Raw genomic sequence first — 22,161 nt, 5'->3', positions numbered from 1 at the left:
GATGAACTCTGGTATGAAAGTAGACAACAAAGGGAATAAACAATGGGTTTGGTTAGCGATGGATGCCAAGACTCGGGCATTAGTAACAAGTTAGAAGGGAGGAGATTTTGTCAATACCTCTTTGTGTAGAAATTTAAGTGAATAATAATGATAATCAAAAAAGGGGTAAGGGTGGGAGAGTCAGCCTCAGGCTGACTCTCCCACCCTATCGCGATTATCATTATTAATAAGTTGTTGGCTTGATTGGCGTTGCACCGCGATCGAATTCTGTGGCGGACGCTCAATAATAATGGCGGGCAATCGATAACAATGACGGGCGATCGATAATAATGGCGGGCGATCGATAATAATGGCGGGCGATCGCTCCCGGGTTGCACCGCAAGTACACGCCAGCGTTGCGGCGAGCGAGATCGATGGCGAGCGTTGGGGAGATCGAAGGATATAATTGACAAATAATTGAGCGATTGTGTAGGTCAGTAAATATGGCTAAAAGTCAGAAAACCAACCGTGACCACGCCAAAAAAACTACAAAACCGATGGTGGAAGATGAGGAGATCGCCTCGCAACTATCGGCATTGCTAACACCAACCATCACCTCACAAGAAAATTACTACCGTCAACTGGGTTTACGAGCCAGAATCCTTAACCTACCGTTGATGGTAGCAGCAGTATTAACCTTACTGTGGCGAGAGGTGGCTGGAGTAACAGAACTCACAAGAATGCTGGCAAGAGAAGGTTTTTTGTGGTGCCGACCTACGACAGTCACTCAACAAGCAATGTCTCAAAGATTCTTAAGTTTTCCCGCCACATTATTTGAGGGAGTCTTCAAAAATTTATTACCGACTTTAAGAACCGCTTGGCATCAGAGAAACCAACGACCCCTACCAGAAAGCATTCAATTTGCCTTGACTAAATTTTCGAGAATTTGGATAGTGGATAGTTCAACCCTCGAAGCATTATGCAAGCAAGCTCAAAAGCCTCGAAGATATACCTAAAGGGCAGTTGGCAGGAAAAATGGCAACAGTCATAGATTTAATGACCAGGCTTCCTGTTGATATTTGGTTTCTGGAAAACCCAAGAGCTTCTGATGTTAAGCTTGAAGAAAACATCCTGCAATTAGTACCAAGTAAAACCTTACTATTACTGGATAGAGGATTTTACCATTTTAGCTTTTGGCTGAAATTAATTGAACGAGATATCGATTTAATTACTCGTTTAAAAAAAGGAGCAGCCATTCAAGTAAAGCAAGTATTTACCAAAAGTTACGACCTGAAAGATAGTCTGATAAGCTTGGGTTCGGGAACAGCAAAAAATCCATTTATTACCTTACGTTTGATAGAAGTTCGTTCGGGTAAAACCTGGCATTCTTATTTGACAAGCGTACTAGATCCTCAAATGCTGCCACCCTACGTCGTGGCAGATTTATATCGCAGGCGCTGGAGAATAGAAGAGGCTTTTAATACCGTAAAAATGCTGTTGGGATTAAGTTATTTGTGGACGGGTTCTCTCAACGGCATTCAGCTTCAAATTTGGGGAACTTGGATATTTTATGCAATCTTGGTCGATTTAGGTGATGCCGTTGCTGACCAACTCTCTTTACCAATAGATTCGATTTCATTAGAGATGATTTACCGGGGTCTTTACCATTTTTATGTAGCCCGCCAAAAACGCACCGGCAACTGACCCGATAGAGTATTTCGCTGCGCCTGAAAATCGAGACTTAGGTATTGTTAAACCTCAACGAAAACCCAATGTTAAGTTAATTATTGCACCTTTTCCCGATCGACAGCGAGGCGACGCTCGATATTTCTTTGAGACATCTTCTCAAACCCCCTTGACAACTGCCATACAAGCTTAACTTGTTACGAATGAGACTCGGGAAGTGATCGGATGTCAGATTGGAGACCGTTCCTTAAAGTCGGCTCTTGCATTATGGGATTCCCTACGCTTGTGTCGATCGCCTGCAGTGCCAAGATTTATACCGCTCAGTGGGAGGCATATGCTGCGGTTTTACCGACATTCACGGCATCAGCCTGTGGGAAAAGAAAGCGGATTGACGAGTTACATTGAACGATTAAATAATACTCTCAGGCAGCGAATTTCGCGATTAGTCAGGAAGACATTATCGTTTTCTAAGAAGTTGGAGAATCATGGCTGGTGCTATTTGGAATTTTATTCATGACTACAATCACCAAATCCGATTAGCAATGCTGAAGACTCAACCGCCTCAATTTTCTCCATCCTTTACATAAAAGCACTACCCTCAGGGTTTTAGAGCATCCTGAATTACCTTTACACAATAATCCGGCTGAGTTAGCTGCCAGAACTTGCTGTGCAGCGACGTAATATTAGCTATGCAACTCAGACGATTGAGGGTACTCAGGCTTGGGATACTTTTATGTCTCTTGTTGCCACTACTCGTCAGTTGGGAATCAGTTTTTTCGATTATGTCCGTGACCGAATTTCTCAACTTGGAATCATTCCCTCTCTCTCCACTATTATTCGCGAAAAATCTTCTCTTCATCCCTTGGGTTTGTCTTGGCAACTAGAATAACTCCTTCCCCTACTTATTGAGCCGATACAAGGGTGAGTTCCACAAAACAGCTAAATTTTATCAGTTTGGGGCTTAACTTTGAGCCAGATAACTAAATTTAATGGGTTTTTCATGATTTGGCGGACTTATAGACTCATTTTTTCAACATTAGGAGCTAGAAGCCTTCATTTATATGAGTTTCAGCTTCTAGTCTTATGCACGAGTCTATCTTTGATTAGATAAAGTTATCACCATAAGTTCTGAAGAGCCAATTATGGTGGGTTAATTACGGAAAATTTATCTACCCTCAAGCCAATTCAATTTTGATAAAATGCGACGGTGGTGGCAGTAATAATTCCAATCATCATATCTTTAAATCTGATTTACAAAAATTAGTTGACGAGCTAGGAATAGAAATTAGAATCGCACACTATCCCCCCTATACATCGAAGTATAATCCGATTGAACATCGTTTGTTTCCTCACGTAACCAGAGCCTGTCAAGGAGTAATTTTTACTCCTATTGAGTTAGTGAAAAAACTCATGGCAAAAACTCATACTAAAACCGGGCTTTCTGTGGTAGTAAATGTGATTGATAAAATTTATGAAACTGGTCGAAAAGTAGCTAAGGGATTTAAAGAAACAATGAAAATTATTTTTGATGAATATTTACCAAAATGGAATTATCGTGCAGTTCCGACTATTTAGCAGATGCTAAAGTTATTAAATTTTCATTCCTAAGTTAAACGGAAAAACTTTTTGACTCCAACTTTTCACAACTGATAAAAAAATTCCACACACATCTGCGGAATGTGGGTAACAAATTTCGGGCCGAACATCCAGCCCGCCCCACCTTCTCCAAAAGCCCCAAAACCATTCACTTCACCCAGGCAGGATGAGCCATCAAAGCTGCAAAAGGCTGCACTCCTCGCAACTGATTTGACAGCGGCAAATGCCCTCTCGGCGCGCTCAAATCCCAGATAAACTCTTGGGGGTATCGCGTCCAATTATTTCCCTTCTTCCAGCCAATTAGCGGCCACAACTTATCCCAATTCTTCCCCGAACCGAGCCAAATTTCCCGCTGCACCGAAAAGCCAAATTTGCCTTCGGAATGAACTTTCCACAGGGTATTAATTGTTTGCAAATCCGCGATCGGCAAACTCTCAACTTGCGTAAAATACAGCCACTTTCTCACCGAAGCTGTATCACCGGCCAATTCACAAAGCTTGTCTAAAGTCAAGCGATCGGCTTCTTGAAATTCCTGTAACGCCAATAATTGTTGCAGCGGAGTGTAATCAATGTTAGAGTCCGATCGCAGCGGCACAACCCCAGTGGGAAAATTCGCTTGCAAAAACTCCGCCGCTCTCGGAGAATTAGCAGTGTAAAGAATTTGGTAAGCCTTACCCATTACCGCAGTCGGTGCCTCTGACTTGCGCTCTAATAAAAATTCCATCAATACATCCCAACCGGAATCTGCTATTTGTTGTTGTAGCAGTTGCAGTTGAGCTTTTTCCGAACCCGACCTCAACTGAGAGCGGAGTTCGGCTGTATCGGCCGCCGAGTCTAGAGGAGAAGTAGAAATCGAGTCAGTCATGAGAAACTATCAGCTATCAGCTATCAGCTATCAGCGATTAGCTGAAGCCCTGGTTTTCCCCCATTGTACAATGGTACTGACTCCGATTCACTTCTCTGTACTCGGATGCCTGCGCGCAACGCCGCCTGGTTTAGCCGATCTCCCCCACCCTCTTCGCCAATGACAGCAATCGCAAATAAGTCTACCATCTGAAATTTACGATCGATGCCATGTCAAAGAGTTTTTCTTGAACCTAGTCGTCCACGATCGAAACCCATGCAGGGAAGGAAGGCGGAAAAAAGTTTATGTCATATTCCGAGTCTTCCCACTCTTTGACCCAAAGCGGTACGGCGCCGGGGCTAGGAGTTGCAGAAAAGGTGCGTTCTTTGACTTCGATCGAGTGAAATAGCTGTTTTAAAGTATCTCCCCGATCCAAAGCTTCGCTGAGGATGTCGTCCAAGTCAGGATCGACCCGTTTGACACGGTTTTTGTCGTCCTCCAGCCACAAAAGTTTCAAAGACTTCAGATCTCTCGGACTGAGGATGCTCTTGTAGTACACGCGCTTAAGGGTCGCTACGGGCTCCAATGAGCGTTCGATCCGGCGAATTTGCTGAACTCGCAGGTAGTGCCATTCCGCTAAACGCTTGCTTTCCGAAGGCGGGAGAGTACCCTTGCCCGCTGCGTGTTTGTAGTCGTATTTAATCAAACTGCAAGCCATATTGGCTAGCAGGTGAATCAACTGTTTTTCTTTGGGTGTCGCCTGACGCCGTTCCTGGGTTCTTGTCAATACGCGCTGTCTGCGGGTAGTTTCGAGAGTATTTTCCATTGGGTTTTTACGAGATGAAATACGATTGTGCCAGATCCAAATCCCGAACATCAGAAGGTAAGGAAGTTGATAGGCGGGGAAACTCCACCGACAGACTCGCCTTACCTGTTTATTTTCCCATTCACCGTTCTCTGAAACTGACCCCCTCCGGGATTAGGTAGACTGATATTGGGATCTAGTTTTAACCGCCTCGATTAGAGGCCGTTGCGACAACAAACACCACCACAACTAAAACCACAACCACAACCGCACAAGAGCGAACCACACATGAGCGCCAATTATTTCCTGCCTTTACCGGTTTTTACCTCTTCTTGCTCCCCATCCTCATTCGTTCCAGTGTAGTTAAAGTCGGGACGACTCTCCCAAGCCGTCAAACTCCTGGCTGATGAAGGTTGTGGAGCGAGCGCCGAAGCGCTGGCGCTGCCTGCCTGGAAAAAGCCGAAGCCAGCCGAGGCAATTACCCCTAATACTAAGATGCTGTTTTTCATGTTCGATGACCCTGATTTGCGTAGATTGGCACTTTTTGGCTAACCCGATATATCAGAAATGGGTTGATGCAATAACCCACTTGTCTTCTGATAAATCTGCCTGCCATAATCAATTCAGACAGGCACACCCGCTTGCGATCGGAAACGCCGGAAGTGACGTGTTACTAACGTCCACGATCATCCACCAACCCGAATTTTTTGGGTAGTGGAGCGAAAGCCATCAGGGCGTCGATCCATCAGGGAGTTATGCCATCAGGGTGCTAATCCATCGGGTAGTTAAGCCATCAGGGCGCATCTTCTACAATTAGCCACCGACTTAACTTTTATAGTTGAGTGAGTGGTTAGCCTGGTACTGACAAAGCCTTTAAGAATTAAACTTTTTGTGGATGCATCCTGAAAAGTTTGTTCTTAGGAATCCCCGAACGCGAAAGCCCGGGGAAAGTCAGCAGCATGGAATTCCATGCAATCTAAGTCAACTAAAAAAACGCAGATTAACGATATCTCCCACTCAAGCAGTCCTCAGCTAAACGCTGGGGTTTTTTATTGGCAGCCATTCCGAGCGCGTTTTTCTCCGGCATCCGGGAGGCGGATCAGAAGGCAGAAGGTTGACGGCGTTCTGTGGTTAGGAGTTTCCCTGCCCACATCATACCACCGGGTGAAATTTAAAGTATTATTGTAAAAAAATGTGAAAAAATGGGCGTTTTAGCGTTCTAAATCCGATCGAGTGAAAATTCATTTAATTATGTGAACGAGTGTAAAAAATCAAGTGGCGGGGTACAATTGGGCCGATCGTAGGATTTGGGGCGAACGCTTGCAAAGATACGGTAAAGATTGACAAGGAGAAAGCTGAGCTAGTAGACAATAGAGAAAGAGGAACAAAAATTTCCCACCATAGTAAGCGGGCAATAACTCCAATTTGGAACCTTTCGATCGCACAGCAGAGGGGCGTAAAATCTTGATGAATTCCCAGATGACAACAGAAGTCCACTCAACGTACCAATATCAAGTCGGAGGATATTTGCCTGCCGGTGCGCCCACCTATGTCAGGCGATCGGCTGACAGCGAACTCTACGCAGGACTCAAAGCCGGAGACTTCTGTTACGTGTTGAGTGCGCCACAAATGGGAAAGTCCAGCCTGCTAGTGCAAACGGCCAAAAGGTTGCAAGCCGAAGGTACAGTTTTTGCCGCCATCAACTTGAGAAGCATCAGTAGCCGAGATATCTCCCCCCAGAAGTGGTATGGCGCAATCATGTACCGCATGGCAAGCAGTTTACACATCACAAACAGGTTTGATGCCATCAAGTGGTGGAACGATCGCGAACTGCTATCGCCGGTGCAGCGCTTGGAGATATTTATCGAAAAAGTTTTGCTCAAGTCACTTCAGCAAAATCTGGTAATTTTCCTAGATGACATTGACAGCATCAGCAGCCTAAATTTCAATACCAGCGATTTTTTTGCTTTGATCCGGGCTTGTTACTCCAAGCGGGCAGAGCAACCGGAATACGATCGCCTGACTTTTGCTGTTATGGGAGTAGCAGCCCCCTCAGAATTGATCCGAGATCCAAGATGCAACCCTTTTAATATTGGACGGCAGATTCATTTAAGTCGATTCCAACTGCAAGAAAGTTTGCCGCTAGCAAAAGGATTAGCCCTGAAAGCTTTTCGCCCCCAAAAAGTGCTCCAAGAAATATTAGCGTGGACGGGCGGCCAACCGTTTCTAACTCAAAAAGTTTGCCACTTGGTACTTGAATACGGGCATTTCATTGGCCGAAATTCCGAAGCTCAGCAGGTTGAAAAACTGGTCAAACACAGAATTATTAAAAATTGGGAAGAAGAAGACGAACCCCAACATTTGACACCAATACACGATCGCATTTTCCATAGCCACTGCGACCTCACACGGCTGTTAACGCTGTACCAGCAAGTTTTGCAACCGCCCCAGCCAACAAAACCGGGGGAATCGCAGGGAGTACCAGCAGATTACTCTCGCGAAAAAATCGAATTGCAACTGTCAGGACTGGTTGTTAAATCTCACGGTAAATTAATAGTTTCCAACCTAATTTATCAGTCAGTCTTTAATCGATTCTGGGTAGAAAAAGAGCTGGGAAAATTGGCTCCGTACTGCTTGGCGCTAGCAGAATGGCTGGCTTCAGACCGCGAAGATGAATCGCTGTTATTGACAGGGGAAAGTTTGCAGTCAGCTTTGGATTGGGCGGAGGACAAACAATTAAGCCAAGAACACTATTGGTTCTTGAATCCCGATCGAACTTTTGAGGAAAAACCGACAGTGGTTGTCGCACAAGTTGCAGACAGCAGCGTAGACACAGATGCAGACAGCCGCATCCTCACCCCGCCCTCAGATAGTGTTCCAACTGGCAGCAACGAACAGAGATTGTACGATCACATCGTCTCCTGCGTGGAAACAGAATCCCCCGCACAGGTGATCGAGCGGTTCCGAAAGCTATTTATCGACGGCATGGGCTATCCCCATCGAGAGATTGAAGCAACTTTGTACAGTATAGTCTCCGTCAAGCGATTGGATCAGGACTTTAAATATCTCCTCCACCGCTGCTGCTACATCCCGATCAACCGCTGGCAATTGCAATCACAAAATCAGTTCGCGATCGCCAAGTTGGTAGCTTTATTTAAGCAGACTTCTCCCCGATTCGGGACGGAATTTTACATAGTCAAGCGCTTGCAAGAACAAATAGCTTTCTTTACTAAAAGTGACGAATTCCAGACCCTAGAGCGCTTAGTAAAAGCCCTAGATAGAGAGGCGGAACCGCAGACACAAGATACAGATTCTCCTTTGGGCGAATTGATCTGTCGGTATCCTTATTTGTACGGCTATTCTCTACTGAGCAAGGGCAGTATGGAGGAAGACCAACAAACCCTTCAAAAACTGGCATTTCAAAGACAACGACAATTTGAAACACATTTGTCTCAATATTTAAATTATTTGGTTGAGCCGAGACAGACAGAAATAGGAATTGTGCAGCGAGCCCCTAATCCCACACTTTTGAACGATGCAGAACTGCACTTAGCGGTCAGGGAATTTGCTGGAAAAGTAGCAGGCGATCGCAGTTACAAAGAAGCGGCTCAATTTTTCCTGAGAGATTCCAGACAAACTCCATCTTACGGCTCATTTAAAGTGGATTTATATGAATATTTAATAGCGTCTATCGAACCAGAATACGGCGGGCGTCAATTTAATGACCGTTTGTACAAACAAATCAAAAATACATTGCGAGAACATGATACGGTGAAATTCAATAATTCATTGTTAGTTCGGACTTGCCACCAGTTGTTCAACTTCTTAGTAGTGGAAAATTCTCAACATCCCAGCCACTACGTTTTTTACGACTTGGTGTACAACCTCGGCGCCAGCAGGACAATGGGTTTACTGCTGAAACTTGTACTGCTTTCGAGCAAAGTAAAACCAGATTTAGAAAAGCGATTTTCTATTTTGTTTAATCACTATGAAGGTAAAGCTTCTAATGAAATTATGTGGTTTGTCAAATCGTTGGAAAATTTCAATGTGGCTTTGGTTGTGAATTTTGGTAAGACGGATTTGTCTTTGGTTAAGCAGCATCTTATTTTGACTTGAGAATAACAAAATTGCTCGAACTAGAACAGGGTTATATAATAGTATTAATTTAAAAAAATCCAGGAGAAACCAATGAAAGCCTTTGAAGTCACAGGAACGATCGACGAAAAAGGTCAATTAATTCTCGATCGACCTTTAACCGCAGAAACTCCCGGCCGCGTGCGAATCATCGTTCTTCTTCCCGAACCTACAGATGAAGATGAAGACGACCCCGACGATACTCCAGTTGAAGAAGTAAAAGCCAGTCTCAGAAGAGCGTTGCAGCAAGCCAAAGCCGGACAAACCCGACCAATCTCTGAACTGTGGGAGAGAATCGATGCCGAATGAAGCCGAAGCAATCACGATCAGATTTGCGGATGACTTTGAAGCAAATGTGTATGCCCTCGCGAAAAGATATCGCAGTATCCGCAATGATCTCCAGCCCGTAATTGAACAAATACAGGCTGGCAATTTTATTGGCGATCGCATTCCCGGAATGGGCGAAGATTATATCATCTTAAAAGTCCGGGTGAAAAACAGCACATCCAAAAAGGAAAAAGTGCAGGATATCGCATGATTTATCAAGTCGAATCGCCGTCGATCGTACTTTTGTTAACTATTTACTCAAAATCAGATCGAACAGATATCAGTCTCAACGAAATCCGCAGCATCATCGCCGAGTTTGACGAAAACGAATAGCGGTGTATTATTAATTTTATGATTAGCTATCTCAAAGGCACCGTCGCCGATATCGCCAAAGGCAGCAACCGCGTCATATTGACTCTGGAAGTCAATCAAATTGGCTATGAAATCCAAATTTTGCCCCGCGTGACGGGTCAATTGCCAGCATCCGGCGAAGTCGCCCAAATTTTTACCCACCAGCAAGTTAAGGAAGACCAAATCGTATTGTACGGTTTTGGCAGCGCGGCAGAACGCGATTTGTTTCGGCAGTTGACCAGTGTCAGCGGTGTCGGTGCTCAACTGGCGATCGCACTTCTGGATACTTTAGGATTACAAGATTTAGTCCAGGCGATCGTCGGCGGTAACACCCGCATCCTCGCCAAAACTCCGGGCGTGGGTACAAAAACCGCAGAACGTCTCGCCCTGGAACTCAAAAGCAAACTCTCCGAATGGCGACAGCAAGCAGGTTTGACAACTTCAGTCGCCGCCGGAGTCCCCCCAGCTATTCAAGAAGAAGTCGAGATGATCCTGCTGGCGATGGGATACACTGCGGCGGAAGTTTTGCAAGCGCTGCAAACCCTCAGTCAAGACAGCACTTTGTCCGCCAAAGGTAATGCCGATGATTGGATACGTGAGGCGATCGCCTATTTGAGCCGATAATAGGCTACAACATCCAGCCGCCGGGAATAAACACCCAGGACGGCCGTCCCGCCCATCCCACAATTTTTTTTTCCTGTGGGATGGGCGTCCCGCCCGTCCTAAGTATGTTTGCAATTCAAGTCTATTCTGCTCAAAAAACAAACCCATCTTTGGCAAAAATTTTATCTTTGTTATGCTTCCCCTGTGATAACATAGGAGATTGTGACAATCGTACAAAAAAAACTAAAATCAATTCATGGCTCTTACACAACAGCGCAAACAAGAAATCATGGGCGACTTCCAAACCCATGAAACCGATACCGGTTCAGCAGATGTCCAAGTCGCCATGCTGACCGATCGCATCACAAAACTCAGCGCCCACCTGAAAATCAACCAAAAAGACTTCGCCTCCCGGCGCGGTTTGATGATGATGATCAGCCGCCGCAAGCGCCTGCTGGCATACATCCAAAAGCAAAATGTCGATCGCTACAAAGCATTGATTGCCCGTCTAGGCATTCGCGGCTAAACACCACAGCCAAAATTTGCGACAATATTCTTTAATCTTGGACAAACACCAAGACTTATTGAAAAATGTTCGAGATTTCAGGTTAGAGATAAAATATGTCCTCCGAACCACCCCGCAAGCGCTTGCCCTTTGAACCGGCAACGAATCGTAAAAAAACGCCTAAAAAGCCCCCAGAACCCGAAGCAAGCGTAGCCTTAGAGTCGGATTCTGCCGACAAGCAGCCCAAAGCTAACAAAACCGGAAAACAGGCGCAATCCATCCCAGAAGTGGTCAGCAAACGCATGATATCCCGCATAGCGGTATTCTGTGGCATACCTACCCTATTGGGAATTTCCACATTTTTTGTAAGCTATTTGGTAGTCAGCAAGGGCTTGTTTGATTTGCCCAACACAGCAGTTTTGCTGGTAAGCATGGGCTGTTTTGGTCTAGGCGTTCTGGGATTAAGCTACGGAGTCCTCTCGGCTTCCTGGGATGAAGAAATTTCAGGAAGCACTCTGGGGTGGGAAGAATTTAATACCAATTTTGGACGGATGCGAGAAGCGTGGCGCGCCGCGAAGCCAAAAAGTTAGTCATTAGTTATTAGTCATTAGTCATTAGTGACAACTTAACATTAAACCGATAGTCCGATAGTCCGACAGGGAATGAATTCCCTGTCTCAAAGCGAAAGTCCTCTTGCATAGGACTAATGAATTTAAAAAGTTTTCTTCTCAGTCCTCTTCAGAGGACTTTAGCTTTGAGACAGGGGTTTTAACCCCTGGCGGACTTGGCGGGTGAGCGAGAGAACTTGGCGGACTAAAAGCTTAAGTTGACACCAATGGCTACTGCCGTGTCCTGATATCATTCGATCGCCATTGCATCTATTTTTCTCAGTGCATCCGTGTCATAATTCGTGTCTAGCCCAACTAAAAAGGCAAAAAAAATATGATTATTGTAATGAAAGCCGGCACTCCAGAAGCCGAGATCGATCGACTAGACGAAGACCTCCGCACTACCTGGGGTTTGATCCCAGAAAAAATCGTCGGCCGTTACAAAGTTGTTATGGGTTTGGTAGGCGAAACCGCCGAGCTCGAACCGATGCAACTGCGCGAAATGAGCACCTGGATTGAGGAAGTGCTGCGCGTGGAAAAACCCTACAAACGCGCTTCTCTGGAGTACCGCCAAGGAGAACCCAGCGAAGTAGCGGTTGCTACTCCTTTAGGAACTGTCATGATCGGCTTGCATCACCCGATCGCGATCGTAGCAGGCCCTTGCTCGGTCGAAAACGAAGAAATGATTGTCGAAACGGCAATGCGCGTCAAAGCTGCTGGAGCTCATTTTCTCCGTGGTGGCGCATACAAACCGAGAACTTCCCCCTACGCTTTCCAAGGCCACGGCGAGAGTGCTTTGGGATTGCTAGCTGCGGCGCGGGAAGCTAGCGGTTTGGGAATTATCACCGAAGTTATGGATGCGGCGGACTTAAGTGCGATCGTAGAAGTAGCCGATGTGATCCAAGTCGGGGCGAGAAATATGCAGAATTTCTCACTGTTGAAGAAAGTCGGAGCTCAAGACAAACCAATTTTGCTGAAGCGCGGCATCTCCGCCACCATTGAAGAATGGTTGATGGCTGCTGAGTATATCATGGCTTCGGGCAATCCCAACGTGATTTTGTGCGAGCGCGGAATTCGCGGGTATGACAGGCAATATACACGCAATACGCTAGATTTGTCGGCGGTGCCAGTATTGCGGACTCTGACTCACTTACCGATTATGGTTGACCCGAGTCACGGCACCGGTTGGGCGCAGTTTGTACCGTCAATGGCGTTTGCTTCGATCGCCTCTGGTACTGATTCGCTGATGATAGAAGTGCACCCGAATCCGAAAAAAGCTTTGTCTGACGGGCCGCAATCTTTAACACCGGATCAGTTTGACCAGTTGATGGAAGAATTGGCAGTCATTGGTAAAGTCATGAAACGCTGGCCGCAGCCCGTGCCAGTTTTGGCATAGAAACAGGCGAAAGGCCTAACCTAAAATGCGATCGCGGTTAAATCCCCGACTTCTTAAAGAAGTCGGGGATTTTGTTATTCGGTTTTTGGAATAGAGGCCCAGGGGCGATCGTACTTCTAGGAATGTTGGGAAATTTTGTATAATTGATATTTTAATTAATTAGCGAGAGGGCTGGGAGTCATGGTAGGCATCGGAACCAAACTCACTTTAGCAGAATTTCTAGCTTTGCCTGACGGAGATGTATATTATGAGTTTGTAGATGGTGAAGCAGTTCCTAAAGTGTCTCCAAAATTTTTTCATTCCAGTTTACAGGGTTCTTTGTGTCTCCTGATTCGTGCATGGTGTAGAGGGAAGGGGCGAGTCCTTCCAGAATGGGCAATTTTGTTAAAACGTCAAGATAAAGATTGGGCACCTGTTCCCGATTTAACCTACATTTCTTATGAACGTCTGCCGAAAAGTTGGCGGCGAAATGAAGCTTGTCCCGCAATTCCGGAACTGGTGATTGAGATTATTTCTCCCGATCAAAGTATGAAAGAATTTGAAGAGAAGGCGAAAGATTATTTGGCGGCGGGAGTTCCGCGAGTTTGGGTGATTGATCCAGAAGCTATTTTAATAAAAAGCTTTTTCCCCGATGGTTCGAGTCAAGTTTATACGGATAATACACCGATTGTGGATGAGTTGCTGCCTGGTTTGGAGTTGACTACTAGACAGATTTTTGAAGAAGCCGAATTGATTGATTGATTGAGGGCGATCGTACTCTGTGCAAGATATCAGGGGTAGGGTGCGTGACAGGGGGAAAATTTCAACTCGCGGCGGTGGGACTATTGACTGTCATGCACCGCACGCGAGCAAAGCATTGAATAATACGCTGTCACCGGAAACGAGATAACTTACACTTCGAGACGGATTTTGACTGTTGTGTCAAAAGCTTTTCTGAAGGCTGATTCAACATCGGGAAGTTTTTGAATTGCCATTAGCAAAAGTGGTGTTGAGGAAACTTTAATGCGGGCTTCGCCATCATGGATAGCAATCAGTTTTCCGTGCTGTCGCATCAGTTCCTTAGTGCTGCGTGGTGATATCTGAAGCAGCACTGTTTTCCATGTTAGGTCTAGTATTCCTTGCATTGCTTCTTCTATTTGTTTGAGGGTGTCATTTTTTTTAGGTAAAACGCCTGGTAGTTCCAGTTGAACGAAATTTTGTGCTTGCATAGTCTTACTCATGATGAAGAAATGATTGTTTTAACTGGGAAATGAGCTATCGGCTAACTTGCTTCCCATCTCTATATTCCTTGAACAGCAAAGAATTGACGGCTCTATTTCAACGCACCTCTGGCGCTGTATCCAAAAGTGAGCCAAAATTGAGCCGCGCGACAAATTGGCAGATGTTATAAGTTAAATATGGTTACTGAAGGTTAAAAAATCAGCATGGCAGCTAGTCTGAGAGCATCGGAATCTGGGTTGGAAATAGTCGATCGGGCAAGGCGAAAGAAAGGCTTGGAAAAACAAGCTTCTAGCTGGTGCGGAGATGCCCAAACTTCAGTCGCAACTTTAAAGCGGTTTTGGCAGCGGAAACCTATTCAGCATGAGGTTTTTGTCAAGATTTGCAAGGCTGTAGAATTGGAGAACTGGGAAGACATTGTTGATGATAGTCCCTTGTCTCAGACAGATTCGAGAGCTGAGTTTTTTGCTTGTGACGATGCTTGGGTTGGTCGAAAAGACCTGATTAGTCAACTCGCCCAGAAGGTTCAGGGTTCGTGTCGCCTGTTAATTCTTCTGGGGATCGCGGGAATTGGTAAAACGGCTTTAGCTGAAAGATTGGCGGTGGAGTTACAAGACGACGGTCGTAAGTTTCATCAGGAGAATTTTGAAAACCTGCAGCAAGCTTCTGATTTTGCTAGTGTGGTGATTCGATGGTTGGAAAAGTGGGGAGAACGCATTACGCCAGATGACCGCAAAGATACACAGCGGTTGCTGAATCGATTGGTCAAGCGATTGCGAGAAAATCGGTATTTGGTGGTGATAGATTCTCTGGAACTGATTTTAAAAGGAAATGAAGAAACAGGCTGGAATGGTTTTCAGGATGAGTTGTGGGCAAAATTTTTTGAATTTTTTTTGGCAGTTGAATCTTGCCAAAGTCGGCTGATCGTAACATCGCAGGATTTGCCAGAGCAAATTCCGGCTCGTTATAAAAATTTTTGGTATCGCCAAGACTTGAGGGGACTGACAGCATCAGAACAGTTAGACTTGTTCGAGAAAACGGGACTAGAGGTTGAAATAGATTCACCAAACAAACCTTATTTAGAACGAATCGGGGCTGCTTATGAGGGGCATCCATTGGCTTTGCGGGTGATTGCTGGGGAAATTGGCAGTAAGCCTTTTTATGGTAAGGTGCCGGGTTATTGGAATAAATACGGGCATGAAATTGAAGAAGTGGAGAAGGCAATTGAGGAAGCTAAGACTAAAGGAATAACCGCATCAGCAGATGACGAATGGCGACTCGATCGATATACTCGCGAACTGCGAAAAAATGTGCGATTCCGGCTGGAAAAGACATTTGAGAGATTGCAAAAAGATATTTTGAATGCCTATCGATTGCTTTGCGAAGCTTCTGTGTATCGCTGTGCAGTACCGGAAGAGTTTTGGCTGAGTCATTTGGAAGATTGGGATTGTGATGAGGAGAAGCAAGAGTTAGCGTTGGATGCGTTGCGCGATCGCTTTTTGGTAGAAGAAGAATTAATTGACCATGGGGTACACTTGCGGCAGCACAATTTAATTCGCAGTGTAGCATTAGAGCATTTGAAAAATTTGACAGCGAGGTAGTGGAGAATATGAAGAGTGATTTTGCTGAATTTGATTTTAAAAGCCAAAATGGTTTGGATGTTGACATCACGCCACCGGGAGAGTGGATGCTGGCTAATCTGGGAATTGATCTAGCAGCACCGGAGTTTAGGGAACTGCCCCCTTGTAAACGCGCTCAGTACAGAGCGGTTAAAAATTGGCTGACGAAGTACAAACCGAAGCGGGATGCTTCCAATCTTGAGAAAGTTCGGGGATACTTGGAAGCATTTCACCATCTCTGTGAACTAAAAAACTGGGAAAGAGCTAGCAAAATCATTGAGATTAACCTTGATATACCTAATAATACAGAATTACACAATCCGCTAATAACTTGGGGCTACTATCGTGAAGTAATTGATTTATACAGTAGACTATTGGGAAACTTAGACCCAGCCAGTGATGCTGTGTGCTTCTTGGGTCTGGGTAAGGTATATCATTACTTAGAAAACTATGACCAAGCTATTTCTTATTATAAGGAAAGTTTATCCCGAATGTTGAAGATAGGCTATAGTTTAGGTGTTGGGAAAGTTTGGGGCAGTATGGCTAACACTTACCTTGCTATAAGAGAGTACGATCTAGCGATTAGTTGCTATGAAGAATGTTTGGTTATTTCTCGAAAAACAAACAATCAAGAAAGTATTGGATCAACCTTGGGCAATTTAGGGAATATATACTTTGGTCTAGGGAAATACGATATAGCTATTGATTATGCTGAGCAACATTTCATAATTGCAGAAAAAATAGGCAATTTACAGGGCATAGGGATAGCATTAACTAATTGGGGAAATGCGCTATTTAAACTTGGTCATCATTTAGAAGCTCATAAAAAATTTTTGAGAGCATACGAAATTTTTATACAAATTGGCGATCGTCGCTCTGAGGCTCTAATTTTTTACAATTTGGCGAGCTTCCAAGCGGAGTTAGGCAACCTCCCTCTAGCTATTGACTCTTACAATCTCGCCCTCTCCATCGCCACCGAATTAGGCATCCCGTTAGCAAAAGAGTGTCAGGAATTAAAGAAACGATTACTGACGGAACAAACATGACTTATGATGTGTGGCTATCTAGATAGAAGATGCAATAGCCATATTCCTCAAAATGACGAAAAGCGATCGGCATTCGCAGACACTTCTCGATCTACTTGCAGCAGCGAAGCGTCTGCTACACGCTACGCTAACGCTATCGCCATCAATCCAAGAGAACCGTAAATCTGATAATATAATAGTTAGGCGATCGCCAATACCACCTTGATAATTGAAAAAGTTAGCTCAAATGCCAGTTATTTCTCAGTTTTACGGTATCCTAATCAGGATGTTTTACAACGACCACGTACCAGCTCACTTTCATGCTATTTACGGAGAATATGAATTAATCGTAGGTATTTCTCCTATTACTATTCTTGAAGGTAAAGCACCAAATCGTGTCAGGTCGATGATTGTGGAATGGACAGCACTTCATCAAGAAGAACTATCGGAAAACTGGAACCGTTGCCGTCAAGGTGAACAACCATCGCCAATTGCTCCCTTGGAATAAAGGAAAAATTAATATGCTGTATCAAATCAAAAAAATTACCATAGAAAACGAACATAAATTGCATATTGATTATGCAAATGGTGGTAGTATAGTTGTTGATTTTAACCCGATAATTGAGACAGGCGGTATTTTAGCCAAGCTTGCCGATGCTGAATTTTTTGCCCAAGTTTCTATTGGCGAGAATGGTCGATACATTCAATGGCCTGGAGAAATAGAATTTTGTGCCGATTCTCTCTGGTTTCAATCTCACCCAAGCGCAAATAAATTTCAAGAATTGAAGGGACAATTACTGAGCGAAAAAACATAAGGTGTAACGTATCTGTGGCAAGCGATCGCTGAATAATTATCTTTCACTTTCATTAAAAAAGCGCTCGTTCCCGTATTCTGTTTTTAATTCTAACCTAGGAAGCTGATTTTCACGATCGCACGCCCTACTCAAAGACATTCATTCAGTTGTTTCATATCCCCTTGCGGCTGCACTTGCTTGTGCAAACTAATTTTGTCGCCCACTTCATACCCCGAATTAAAACCCGCCTCGCTGCTGACTTGAGAATCTGTTCTCGTTCTAATTTTAACCCCTCGGCCCTCTAGATAATCCGCGATCGCCTGTTGATTTTTCTCAAACATCGATCGCACTACAATCCCTGGAGTCGCCGCCACATCCCCCGAACCCGGAATCCCCGACTCTTCCATCTCCTGTTTTTGTTCCAACAATCTTTGTCTCAACCTCGTCGCGCATCCAACCCTAAAAGCATTCAGATACGCCAACCCCCTGCCGTTTCCTTTGCGGTATTTAGCCCTTTTTTCAATCGCCGAACTCAAATACTCGTACAGGTGTTTGCAAACAATTAGGTTTGTAGAAGTTCCTACCAAAAACATACTGCCATTATAAGTGTTTCGCATGGCATTGCAACCGTTAGCGTCGGCAATTCCCGAAAGCAGCATCATTTTCCAAGTGACAAATTTCGAGGTTGTTTCAACTGAGTTTTCGTCAATCTCTTCTTGGTGATTTGGCCCTAAATCCGCGAGGCTGAGATTGTACTGTGCCAGTAAAAGGGAAGCTTTTTCTGCCGCAGCAGTCGATTCATTTTCATTGGATGAGGTGGCGAGGGCTAACAGCTTTTTGATTCTTTCGACAATACTTGTGTCTGCCATTTTTCAATCGGTTTTAGGGTGAGAGTATGCGGTGGCAAGGATTTGGGTAAATTCCTATTTTAGTATAGCTGGGAATGGGGGAGGTTTTTTGAGGAGGATTTTTTTGAACCGCAGAGGGCGCAGAGGGCGCAGAGAGGGAGAAAGAGAGAAAGAAAGAAGTTTGCAAGTGATGGGCGGATTGGTTACTATTCGAGGACTTCTAGGACGGATTTGGGCAACAATTTATCTTTAAACCAGACTACTTTTGCTGGCACGTCATTTACATTTACCCCGGCTTTTTCTAAATTCAGCCGTTCGGAAATAGCTAAAATCAAGTTATCGCATTCAGACTTCTGTACTTGTGCAAATTTCTTTTGCAAATACTCCGGCCGCCAATAGCCAACTATTTCTAATAAAAATACTCGCCCGTCGGGATGCACCAACCTAAAGTCGGGAATCATCACACTACCTGGAATCGGAATTAAATCAACTTCTCGCTCTAGTTGCCACTCGGTTTTTGTGGAATTCCATCTCTCAGCAAATGCGGCTTCTAACATACTATCATAAGGCTTGCCAGGGGGATAGTGGCTGACTAAACCGCAGTCGGAGTTTAGGGTGAATTTACCTGTTTTTAAAACGCCACTAAAAGGGTCTTTTGTATGCAGGGTTGAGTGCATACTCCATTTGGTGACGTGCAGCAGTGCGGGCAGCATTTTCGCCAGGGCTAAGCCGTAGCGGGTGCTGGGTTTGAATAAGCTTGTAGGGCCGTCTATTGTCAGTGTAAAACCGTGGTCTGCATCGCCTTCGATGTAAGTCATTAATTGAAATAGTTTCAGATAGCGAAATAAGAGTTTGTATTCTCCTGGATCGTTGCGGTGGGCGGTTAATTGGACTTGACTTGCGCGGTAAAATATGCCTTGAACTTGAGAAAGATTGTATTTGTGAAGCAAGTTTTCGGGAGTTGGTGGATTAAACTCTGTGAGGATTTTGTTTTCGTTTAAGTCGGCGTATAAACCTGTAGTGATTTCGCTGGGTAAAACTTCTCTATTTAAGTCTTGGCTTAGTTCACTTGCTACTTTTTCCAGGGTTAATTGGGTGGATTGAGGGCTAGGAGTCGATCGCGCGGACAATGCAAAAACCCGCTGTCTCAACTCTGAGGGTTCTAGGGGACTGATGACTTCCAAGGTGCAGAAACCGCCCTTCAGCAGGTGCGCTAATCCCCGTTTCAGCCGATAATCCGGGCTGTCGCCTTCTAATTCTAGCAAGCGTCCGTCGAGCTCGCCTTGGGTTTTGCCGATCGACTCTTGGAAGCAGTCGATCATTTCTCTAGCTGCTTCTAAGTTTTTAGCATCTATCTTGAGGCGGAGAGGAATAATTGATTCCCCGTTTTGGCGGTGACTTAATAAATCAGTGGGTAGCATAAGCAGTAAAAATTTTTACTCAATTCTTCGTTCGACAATCACCATAACTCCCCTGAGTTTTCCCTCTTCTGTCAAGCTTTGGGTAGTCCGAATTCGGCGATCGGAACTGACAAGATGGATTGTTTCAACAGCCCTCATAAAGCCAGTTGCTTTGTCCCATACTTGAAAAATTATCAAATCATCTCCCACTTCTGTCGCTAGTGTATTGTAGTTGGAAAAAACCGAGTCTAAACCTTCAATTTGCACTTGCCCTTCGCCCACAACATAACCCACAAACTTTTGGGTTTCACTCTGACCATTGGCATAAGTTTGAAGGTTAGTTTGCCGCCACTCGTTATCAACTATTTTCTGGGTTACCACTGCTGTAAAACGCCTGGTTTCTTTGCACTCGGCATCGAGTATTGTCCAGTCTCCCTCCCAAACTCCTGTATGTTTGGGGAAGACTTTAAACTTACTTAGTTGTGCAGTTTCGCTCATCTTCTGGTAATGTGAATTAGTTAATATTTAGATTGTACACTAATTGGGCAATATTCAAAATCCCTTGAAGCAATCATTTTTTTTCCCATTTTTCGGGTGATTCGGCTGCTTTTTTAGTCGCCTTTAGGTTGACTCCGTAAATCGATTGTAGATTGTAGATTTTAAATAAACCTAGGAGTGATTTAATTATATAGCCATCTTTTCGCTAAGACTACCCATCCCACAACTAACTTATTTAGGCTTGCTACCAGGGAATTTCATCATTGTCTTCTCCCCATTTGGCGGGTGATTCTGCTGCTTTTTTACTCGCCTCCCGGTTGACTCCATAAATGGGTGTCGGTTTGACAGTTTCTAATTTCTGATATTCAGGCTTTGGCGGTTCTATTTGTGTTTGTGGTTGGGGTTTCTGAGGCTGCATTCCGCCTCGGCGGCGCTGGGATGTTCTTTCTTCGCTGGTGTCTTCGGTGACGACTTCGTAGAGAATTGCTAACTTATTTATATCGCTGCTTTTGCGGAGAACTCGACCCAATCTCTGGATGTATTCGCGTTCGCTGCCGGTGCCTGATAATATGATAGCAATTCGGGCGTCGGGAACGTCCACTCCTTCATTGAGGACATGGGAGGCGACGAGGGTTTTGTATTCGCCGCTGCGAAAGCGATCGAGGATTTCGTGGCGTTCTTTGACTGGGGTTTGGTGGGTAATTGTGGGGATGAGAAATTCTTGGGAAATTCGGTAAACTGTGGCGTTGTCTCCGGTGAAGATTAGGGTGCGCTGGGGAGAGTGTTCTGCTAGAATTTGGGCTAAGATTCGCAGTTTGCCTTCGGTACAAAGGGCGATTTCTTTGGCTTGGCGGTGGGCGATCATGGCGCGCCTTCCCAAGGGCGATCGCGCGCTTGCCATGATAAACTGTTTCCATCCTTCGAGGCTGGATATTTTGATGTTTGACTGTTTTAAGAAGTCGTTACGAATGTTGATTAATTCGCCGTAGCGATCGGTTTCTTCTTTTGACAGTTTGACCATGATTTGAATTATTTTATGGTCTGCTAAGGCGTCGCCTGCTAAATCTTCGGGTCTTTTGCTAAATACTGTCGGGCCGATCAGGAAATGCAAATCGCTGTGGCGGCCATCTGTGCGATCGGGTGTAGCTGTCAGTCCCAGTCTAAAAGGCGCGATCGCATATTCGGAAATTACTCGATAAAAGTCCGTTGGCAAATGGTGGCATTCATCAAAAACCAGCAAACCGTATTTATTGCCCAAGGTTTCTGCATGAATACTTGCACTGTCGTAGGTTGCCACTAAAATTGGCGTTTTGTCCCGCGAACCTCCGCCCAACAATCCGATTTCGATGTCGGGAAAAGCTGCTTTTAAATTAGCATACCACTGGTGCATTAAATCGAGAGTTGGTACTACAATTAATGTACTACGACCAGTGACTTGCATGGCTAATTGTGCCAGATAAGTTTTGCCGGAAGCGGTGGGGAGGACGACTACTCCTTGGCTGCCTGCTTCCTGCCAAGCTGCGAGGGCCTGTTCTTGATGTGGGTAAGGCTGCATTTCCACGCTGGGTACGAGTTCGAGTAGTTCGTATCCCCTAGCTTCGTCCGTGAAGTGAATGCAGTCGGCTTGGAGGCATTCTACCAGCGGGCGGTAGTGAATGGCTCGAATGCGGTATTTTTCCACGCGATCGTCCCACGTGGCAAAGTCCACCCAGTCTCTGCCTTTGGGCGGCGGGTGCAGCAAGAGAGTTCCGCGATCGAATGTTAAGGTAGGTGTGCGTGACATTGTTTTAAGACCCGCTGAGTGCAAGCCTGTTAAATTATAAGCGATCGATCTAATATATTGACTCTTCTTGAAATTATCTGCGTTACTCTGTGTTAATCTGCCCTACATCAGCGGTCGATATATCAATCAAAAAATTATGTAA

The 22,161-nt window shown here is 44.9% G+C and carries 23 protein-coding genes and 2 pseudogenes; 17 read left to right on the top strand and 8 right to left on the bottom strand.

From position 1 onward, the window contains the following. The first annotated feature begins 536 nt into the window (after positions 1-536). The 4 genes and pseudogenes from QUB08_RS25010 (at position 537) to QUB08_RS24995 (ending at position 3,240) form a co-directional block, all read left to right on the top strand. Positions 537-1,858, top strand: a pseudogene (locus QUB08_RS25010) (IS4 family transposase). A 30-nt stretch (positions 1,859-1,888) separates the two neighbouring features. Then, positions 1,889-2,252: pseudogene (locus tag QUB08_RS25005) on the top strand (IS1 family transposase); the annotation flags it as partial. An 80-nt stretch (positions 2,253-2,332) separates the two neighbouring features. Then, positions 2,333-2,554, top strand: coding sequence for a hypothetical protein (locus QUB08_RS25000; protein WP_333228070.1), 222 nt, complete (start codon positions 2,333-2,335; stop codon positions 2,552-2,554). A 239-nt stretch (positions 2,555-2,793) separates the two neighbouring features. After that, a complete protein-coding gene (locus QUB08_RS24995) occupies positions 2,794-3,240 on the top strand; it encodes an ISAzo13-like element transposase-related protein (protein WP_333228074.1) in 447 nt (148 codons plus the stop codon). A gap of 169 nt (positions 3,241-3,409) precedes the next feature. Here QUB08_RS24995 and QUB08_RS24990 read toward each other — a convergent pair whose 3' ends face one another. From QUB08_RS24990 to QUB08_RS24980, 3 genes are all read right to left on the bottom strand, one after another. Beyond that, positions 3,410-4,126 (bottom strand): GUN4 N-terminal ARM-like repeat domain-containing protein, encoded by a 717-nt coding sequence (locus tag QUB08_RS24990; protein ID WP_333228068.1) that lies wholly within the window; start codon positions 4,124-4,126, stop codon positions 3,410-3,412. A 232-nt stretch (positions 4,127-4,358) separates the two neighbouring features. Further along, positions 4,359-4,931 carry a hypothetical protein gene (locus QUB08_RS24985; RefSeq protein ID WP_333156685.1) on the bottom strand — a complete coding sequence of 191 codons (573 nt, stop codon included), beginning with the start codon at positions 4,929-4,931 and terminating at the stop codon, positions 4,359-4,361. Positions 4,932-5,209: 278 nt separating this feature from the next. Continuing rightward, positions 5,210-5,419, bottom strand: coding sequence for a hypothetical protein (locus QUB08_RS24980; RefSeq protein WP_333156684.1), 210 nt, complete (start codon positions 5,417-5,419; stop codon positions 5,210-5,212). A 970-nt stretch (positions 5,420-6,389) separates the two neighbouring features. On the opposite strand from QUB08_RS24980, the gene QUB08_RS24975 reads away from it, so the two are divergent. The 9 genes from QUB08_RS24975 (at position 6,390) to QUB08_RS24935 (ending at position 13,575) form a co-directional block, all read left to right on the top strand. Then, positions 6,390-9,026, top strand: a complete 2,637-nt coding sequence (locus QUB08_RS24975) for an AAA-like domain-containing protein (RefSeq protein ID WP_333228066.1) — start codon at positions 6,390-6,392, stop codon at positions 9,024-9,026. A gap of 72 nt (positions 9,027-9,098) precedes the next feature. After that, entirely contained in the window at positions 9,099-9,353 is a 255-nt protein-coding gene (locus QUB08_RS24970) for a type II toxin-antitoxin system RelN family antitoxin (RefSeq protein ID WP_333156682.1), read from the top strand. Beyond that, entirely contained in the window at positions 9,343-9,582 is a 240-nt protein-coding gene (locus tag QUB08_RS24965) for a hypothetical protein (protein ID WP_333228064.1), read from the top strand. Before QUB08_RS24970 ends, QUB08_RS24965 begins: the two co-directional genes overlap by 11 nt. Then, the gene (locus QUB08_RS24960; protein WP_333228062.1) at positions 9,579-9,704 is read left to right on the top strand and encodes a hypothetical protein; all 126 of its coding nucleotides are present in this window, start codon (positions 9,579-9,581) and stop codon (positions 9,702-9,704) included. Before QUB08_RS24965 ends, QUB08_RS24960 begins: the two co-directional genes overlap by 4 nt. Before the next feature lie 18 nt (positions 9,705-9,722). Continuing rightward, positions 9,723-10,346 carry a Holliday junction branch migration protein RuvA gene (ruvA, locus tag QUB08_RS24955; RefSeq protein WP_015174486.1) on the top strand — a complete coding sequence of 208 codons (624 nt, stop codon included), beginning with the start codon at positions 9,723-9,725 and terminating at the stop codon, positions 10,344-10,346. A gap of 235 nt (positions 10,347-10,581) precedes the next feature. After that, positions 10,582-10,851: a 30S ribosomal protein S15 gene (rpsO, locus tag QUB08_RS24950; protein WP_006633863.1), complete on the top strand. Its 270-nt coding sequence runs from the start codon at positions 10,582-10,584 to the stop codon at positions 10,849-10,851. A 95-nt stretch (positions 10,852-10,946) separates the two neighbouring features. Then, positions 10,947-11,420 (top strand): PAM68 family protein, encoded by a 474-nt coding sequence (locus tag QUB08_RS24945; protein ID WP_333228060.1) that lies wholly within the window; start codon positions 10,947-10,949, stop codon positions 11,418-11,420. A gap of 352 nt (positions 11,421-11,772) precedes the next feature. Further along, complete coding sequence (gene aroF / locus QUB08_RS24940; RefSeq protein ID WP_333128236.1) at positions 11,773-12,834, top strand: 3-deoxy-7-phosphoheptulonate synthase; 1,062 nt, start codon at positions 11,773-11,775, stop codon at positions 12,832-12,834. A gap of 180 nt (positions 12,835-13,014) precedes the next feature. After that, a complete protein-coding gene (locus tag QUB08_RS24935) occupies positions 13,015-13,575 on the top strand; it encodes a Uma2 family endonuclease (RefSeq protein WP_333228058.1) in 561 nt (186 codons plus the stop codon). A gap of 149 nt (positions 13,576-13,724) precedes the next feature. Here QUB08_RS24935 and QUB08_RS24930 read toward each other — a convergent pair whose 3' ends face one another. Then, positions 13,725-14,042 carry a hypothetical protein gene (locus QUB08_RS24930; protein ID WP_333228056.1) on the bottom strand — a complete coding sequence of 106 codons (318 nt, stop codon included), beginning with the start codon at positions 14,040-14,042 and terminating at the stop codon, positions 13,725-13,727. A gap of 216 nt (positions 14,043-14,258) precedes the next feature. Between QUB08_RS24930 and QUB08_RS24925 the strand changes: the two genes are divergently transcribed. The 4 genes from QUB08_RS24925 (at position 14,259) to QUB08_RS24910 (ending at position 17,511) form a co-directional block, all read left to right on the top strand. Continuing rightward, the gene (locus QUB08_RS24925) at positions 14,259-15,653 is read left to right on the top strand and encodes an NB-ARC domain-containing protein (protein ID WP_333228054.1); all 1,395 of its coding nucleotides are present in this window, start codon (positions 14,259-14,261) and stop codon (positions 15,651-15,653) included. Positions 15,654-15,661: 8 nt separating this feature from the next. After that, on the top strand, positions 15,662-16,717 hold the full coding sequence (locus QUB08_RS24920) for a tetratricopeptide repeat protein (protein WP_333228052.1): 1,056 nt from the start codon (positions 15,662-15,664) through the stop codon (positions 16,715-16,717). Positions 16,718-16,943: 226 nt separating this feature from the next. After that, positions 16,944-17,204 carry a DUF4160 domain-containing protein gene (locus QUB08_RS24915; protein WP_333228050.1) on the top strand — a complete coding sequence of 87 codons (261 nt, stop codon included), beginning with the start codon at positions 16,944-16,946 and terminating at the stop codon, positions 17,202-17,204. Between the two features lie 13 nt (positions 17,205-17,217). Continuing rightward, positions 17,218-17,511 (top strand): DUF2442 domain-containing protein, encoded by a 294-nt coding sequence (locus tag QUB08_RS24910; protein WP_333228048.1) that lies wholly within the window; start codon positions 17,218-17,220, stop codon positions 17,509-17,511. A 128-nt stretch (positions 17,512-17,639) separates the two neighbouring features. Here QUB08_RS24910 and QUB08_RS24905 read toward each other — a convergent pair whose 3' ends face one another. From QUB08_RS24905 to QUB08_RS24890, 4 genes are all read right to left on the bottom strand, one after another. Further along, on the bottom strand, positions 17,640-18,359 hold the full coding sequence (locus QUB08_RS24905; protein WP_333228046.1) for a DUF2786 domain-containing protein: 720 nt from the start codon (positions 18,357-18,359) through the stop codon (positions 17,640-17,642). A gap of 185 nt (positions 18,360-18,544) precedes the next feature. Further along, a complete protein-coding gene (locus QUB08_RS24900) occupies positions 18,545-19,759 on the bottom strand; it encodes a DUF790 family protein (protein WP_333228044.1) in 1,215 nt (404 codons plus the stop codon). A 15-nt stretch (positions 19,760-19,774) separates the two neighbouring features. Beyond that, the gene (locus tag QUB08_RS24895; protein WP_333228043.1) at positions 19,775-20,236 is read right to left on the bottom strand and encodes a DUF3598 family protein; all 462 of its coding nucleotides are present in this window, start codon (positions 20,234-20,236) and stop codon (positions 19,775-19,777) included. A gap of 244 nt (positions 20,237-20,480) precedes the next feature. Continuing rightward, positions 20,481-22,019, bottom strand: a complete 1,539-nt coding sequence (locus QUB08_RS24890; protein ID WP_333228041.1) for a DEAD/DEAH box helicase family protein — start codon at positions 22,017-22,019, stop codon at positions 20,481-20,483. Positions 22,020-22,161 lie beyond the last annotated feature (142 nt).

Origin of the sequence: Microcoleus sp. BR0-C5, from assembly GCF_036705045.1 — a bacterium.
Lineage (GTDB): Bacteria > Cyanobacteriota > Cyanobacteriia > Cyanobacteriales > Microcoleaceae > Microcoleus.
Note: the sequence above shows the minus strand (reverse complement) of the source record. Positions and strands in the feature narration are given on the sequence as shown.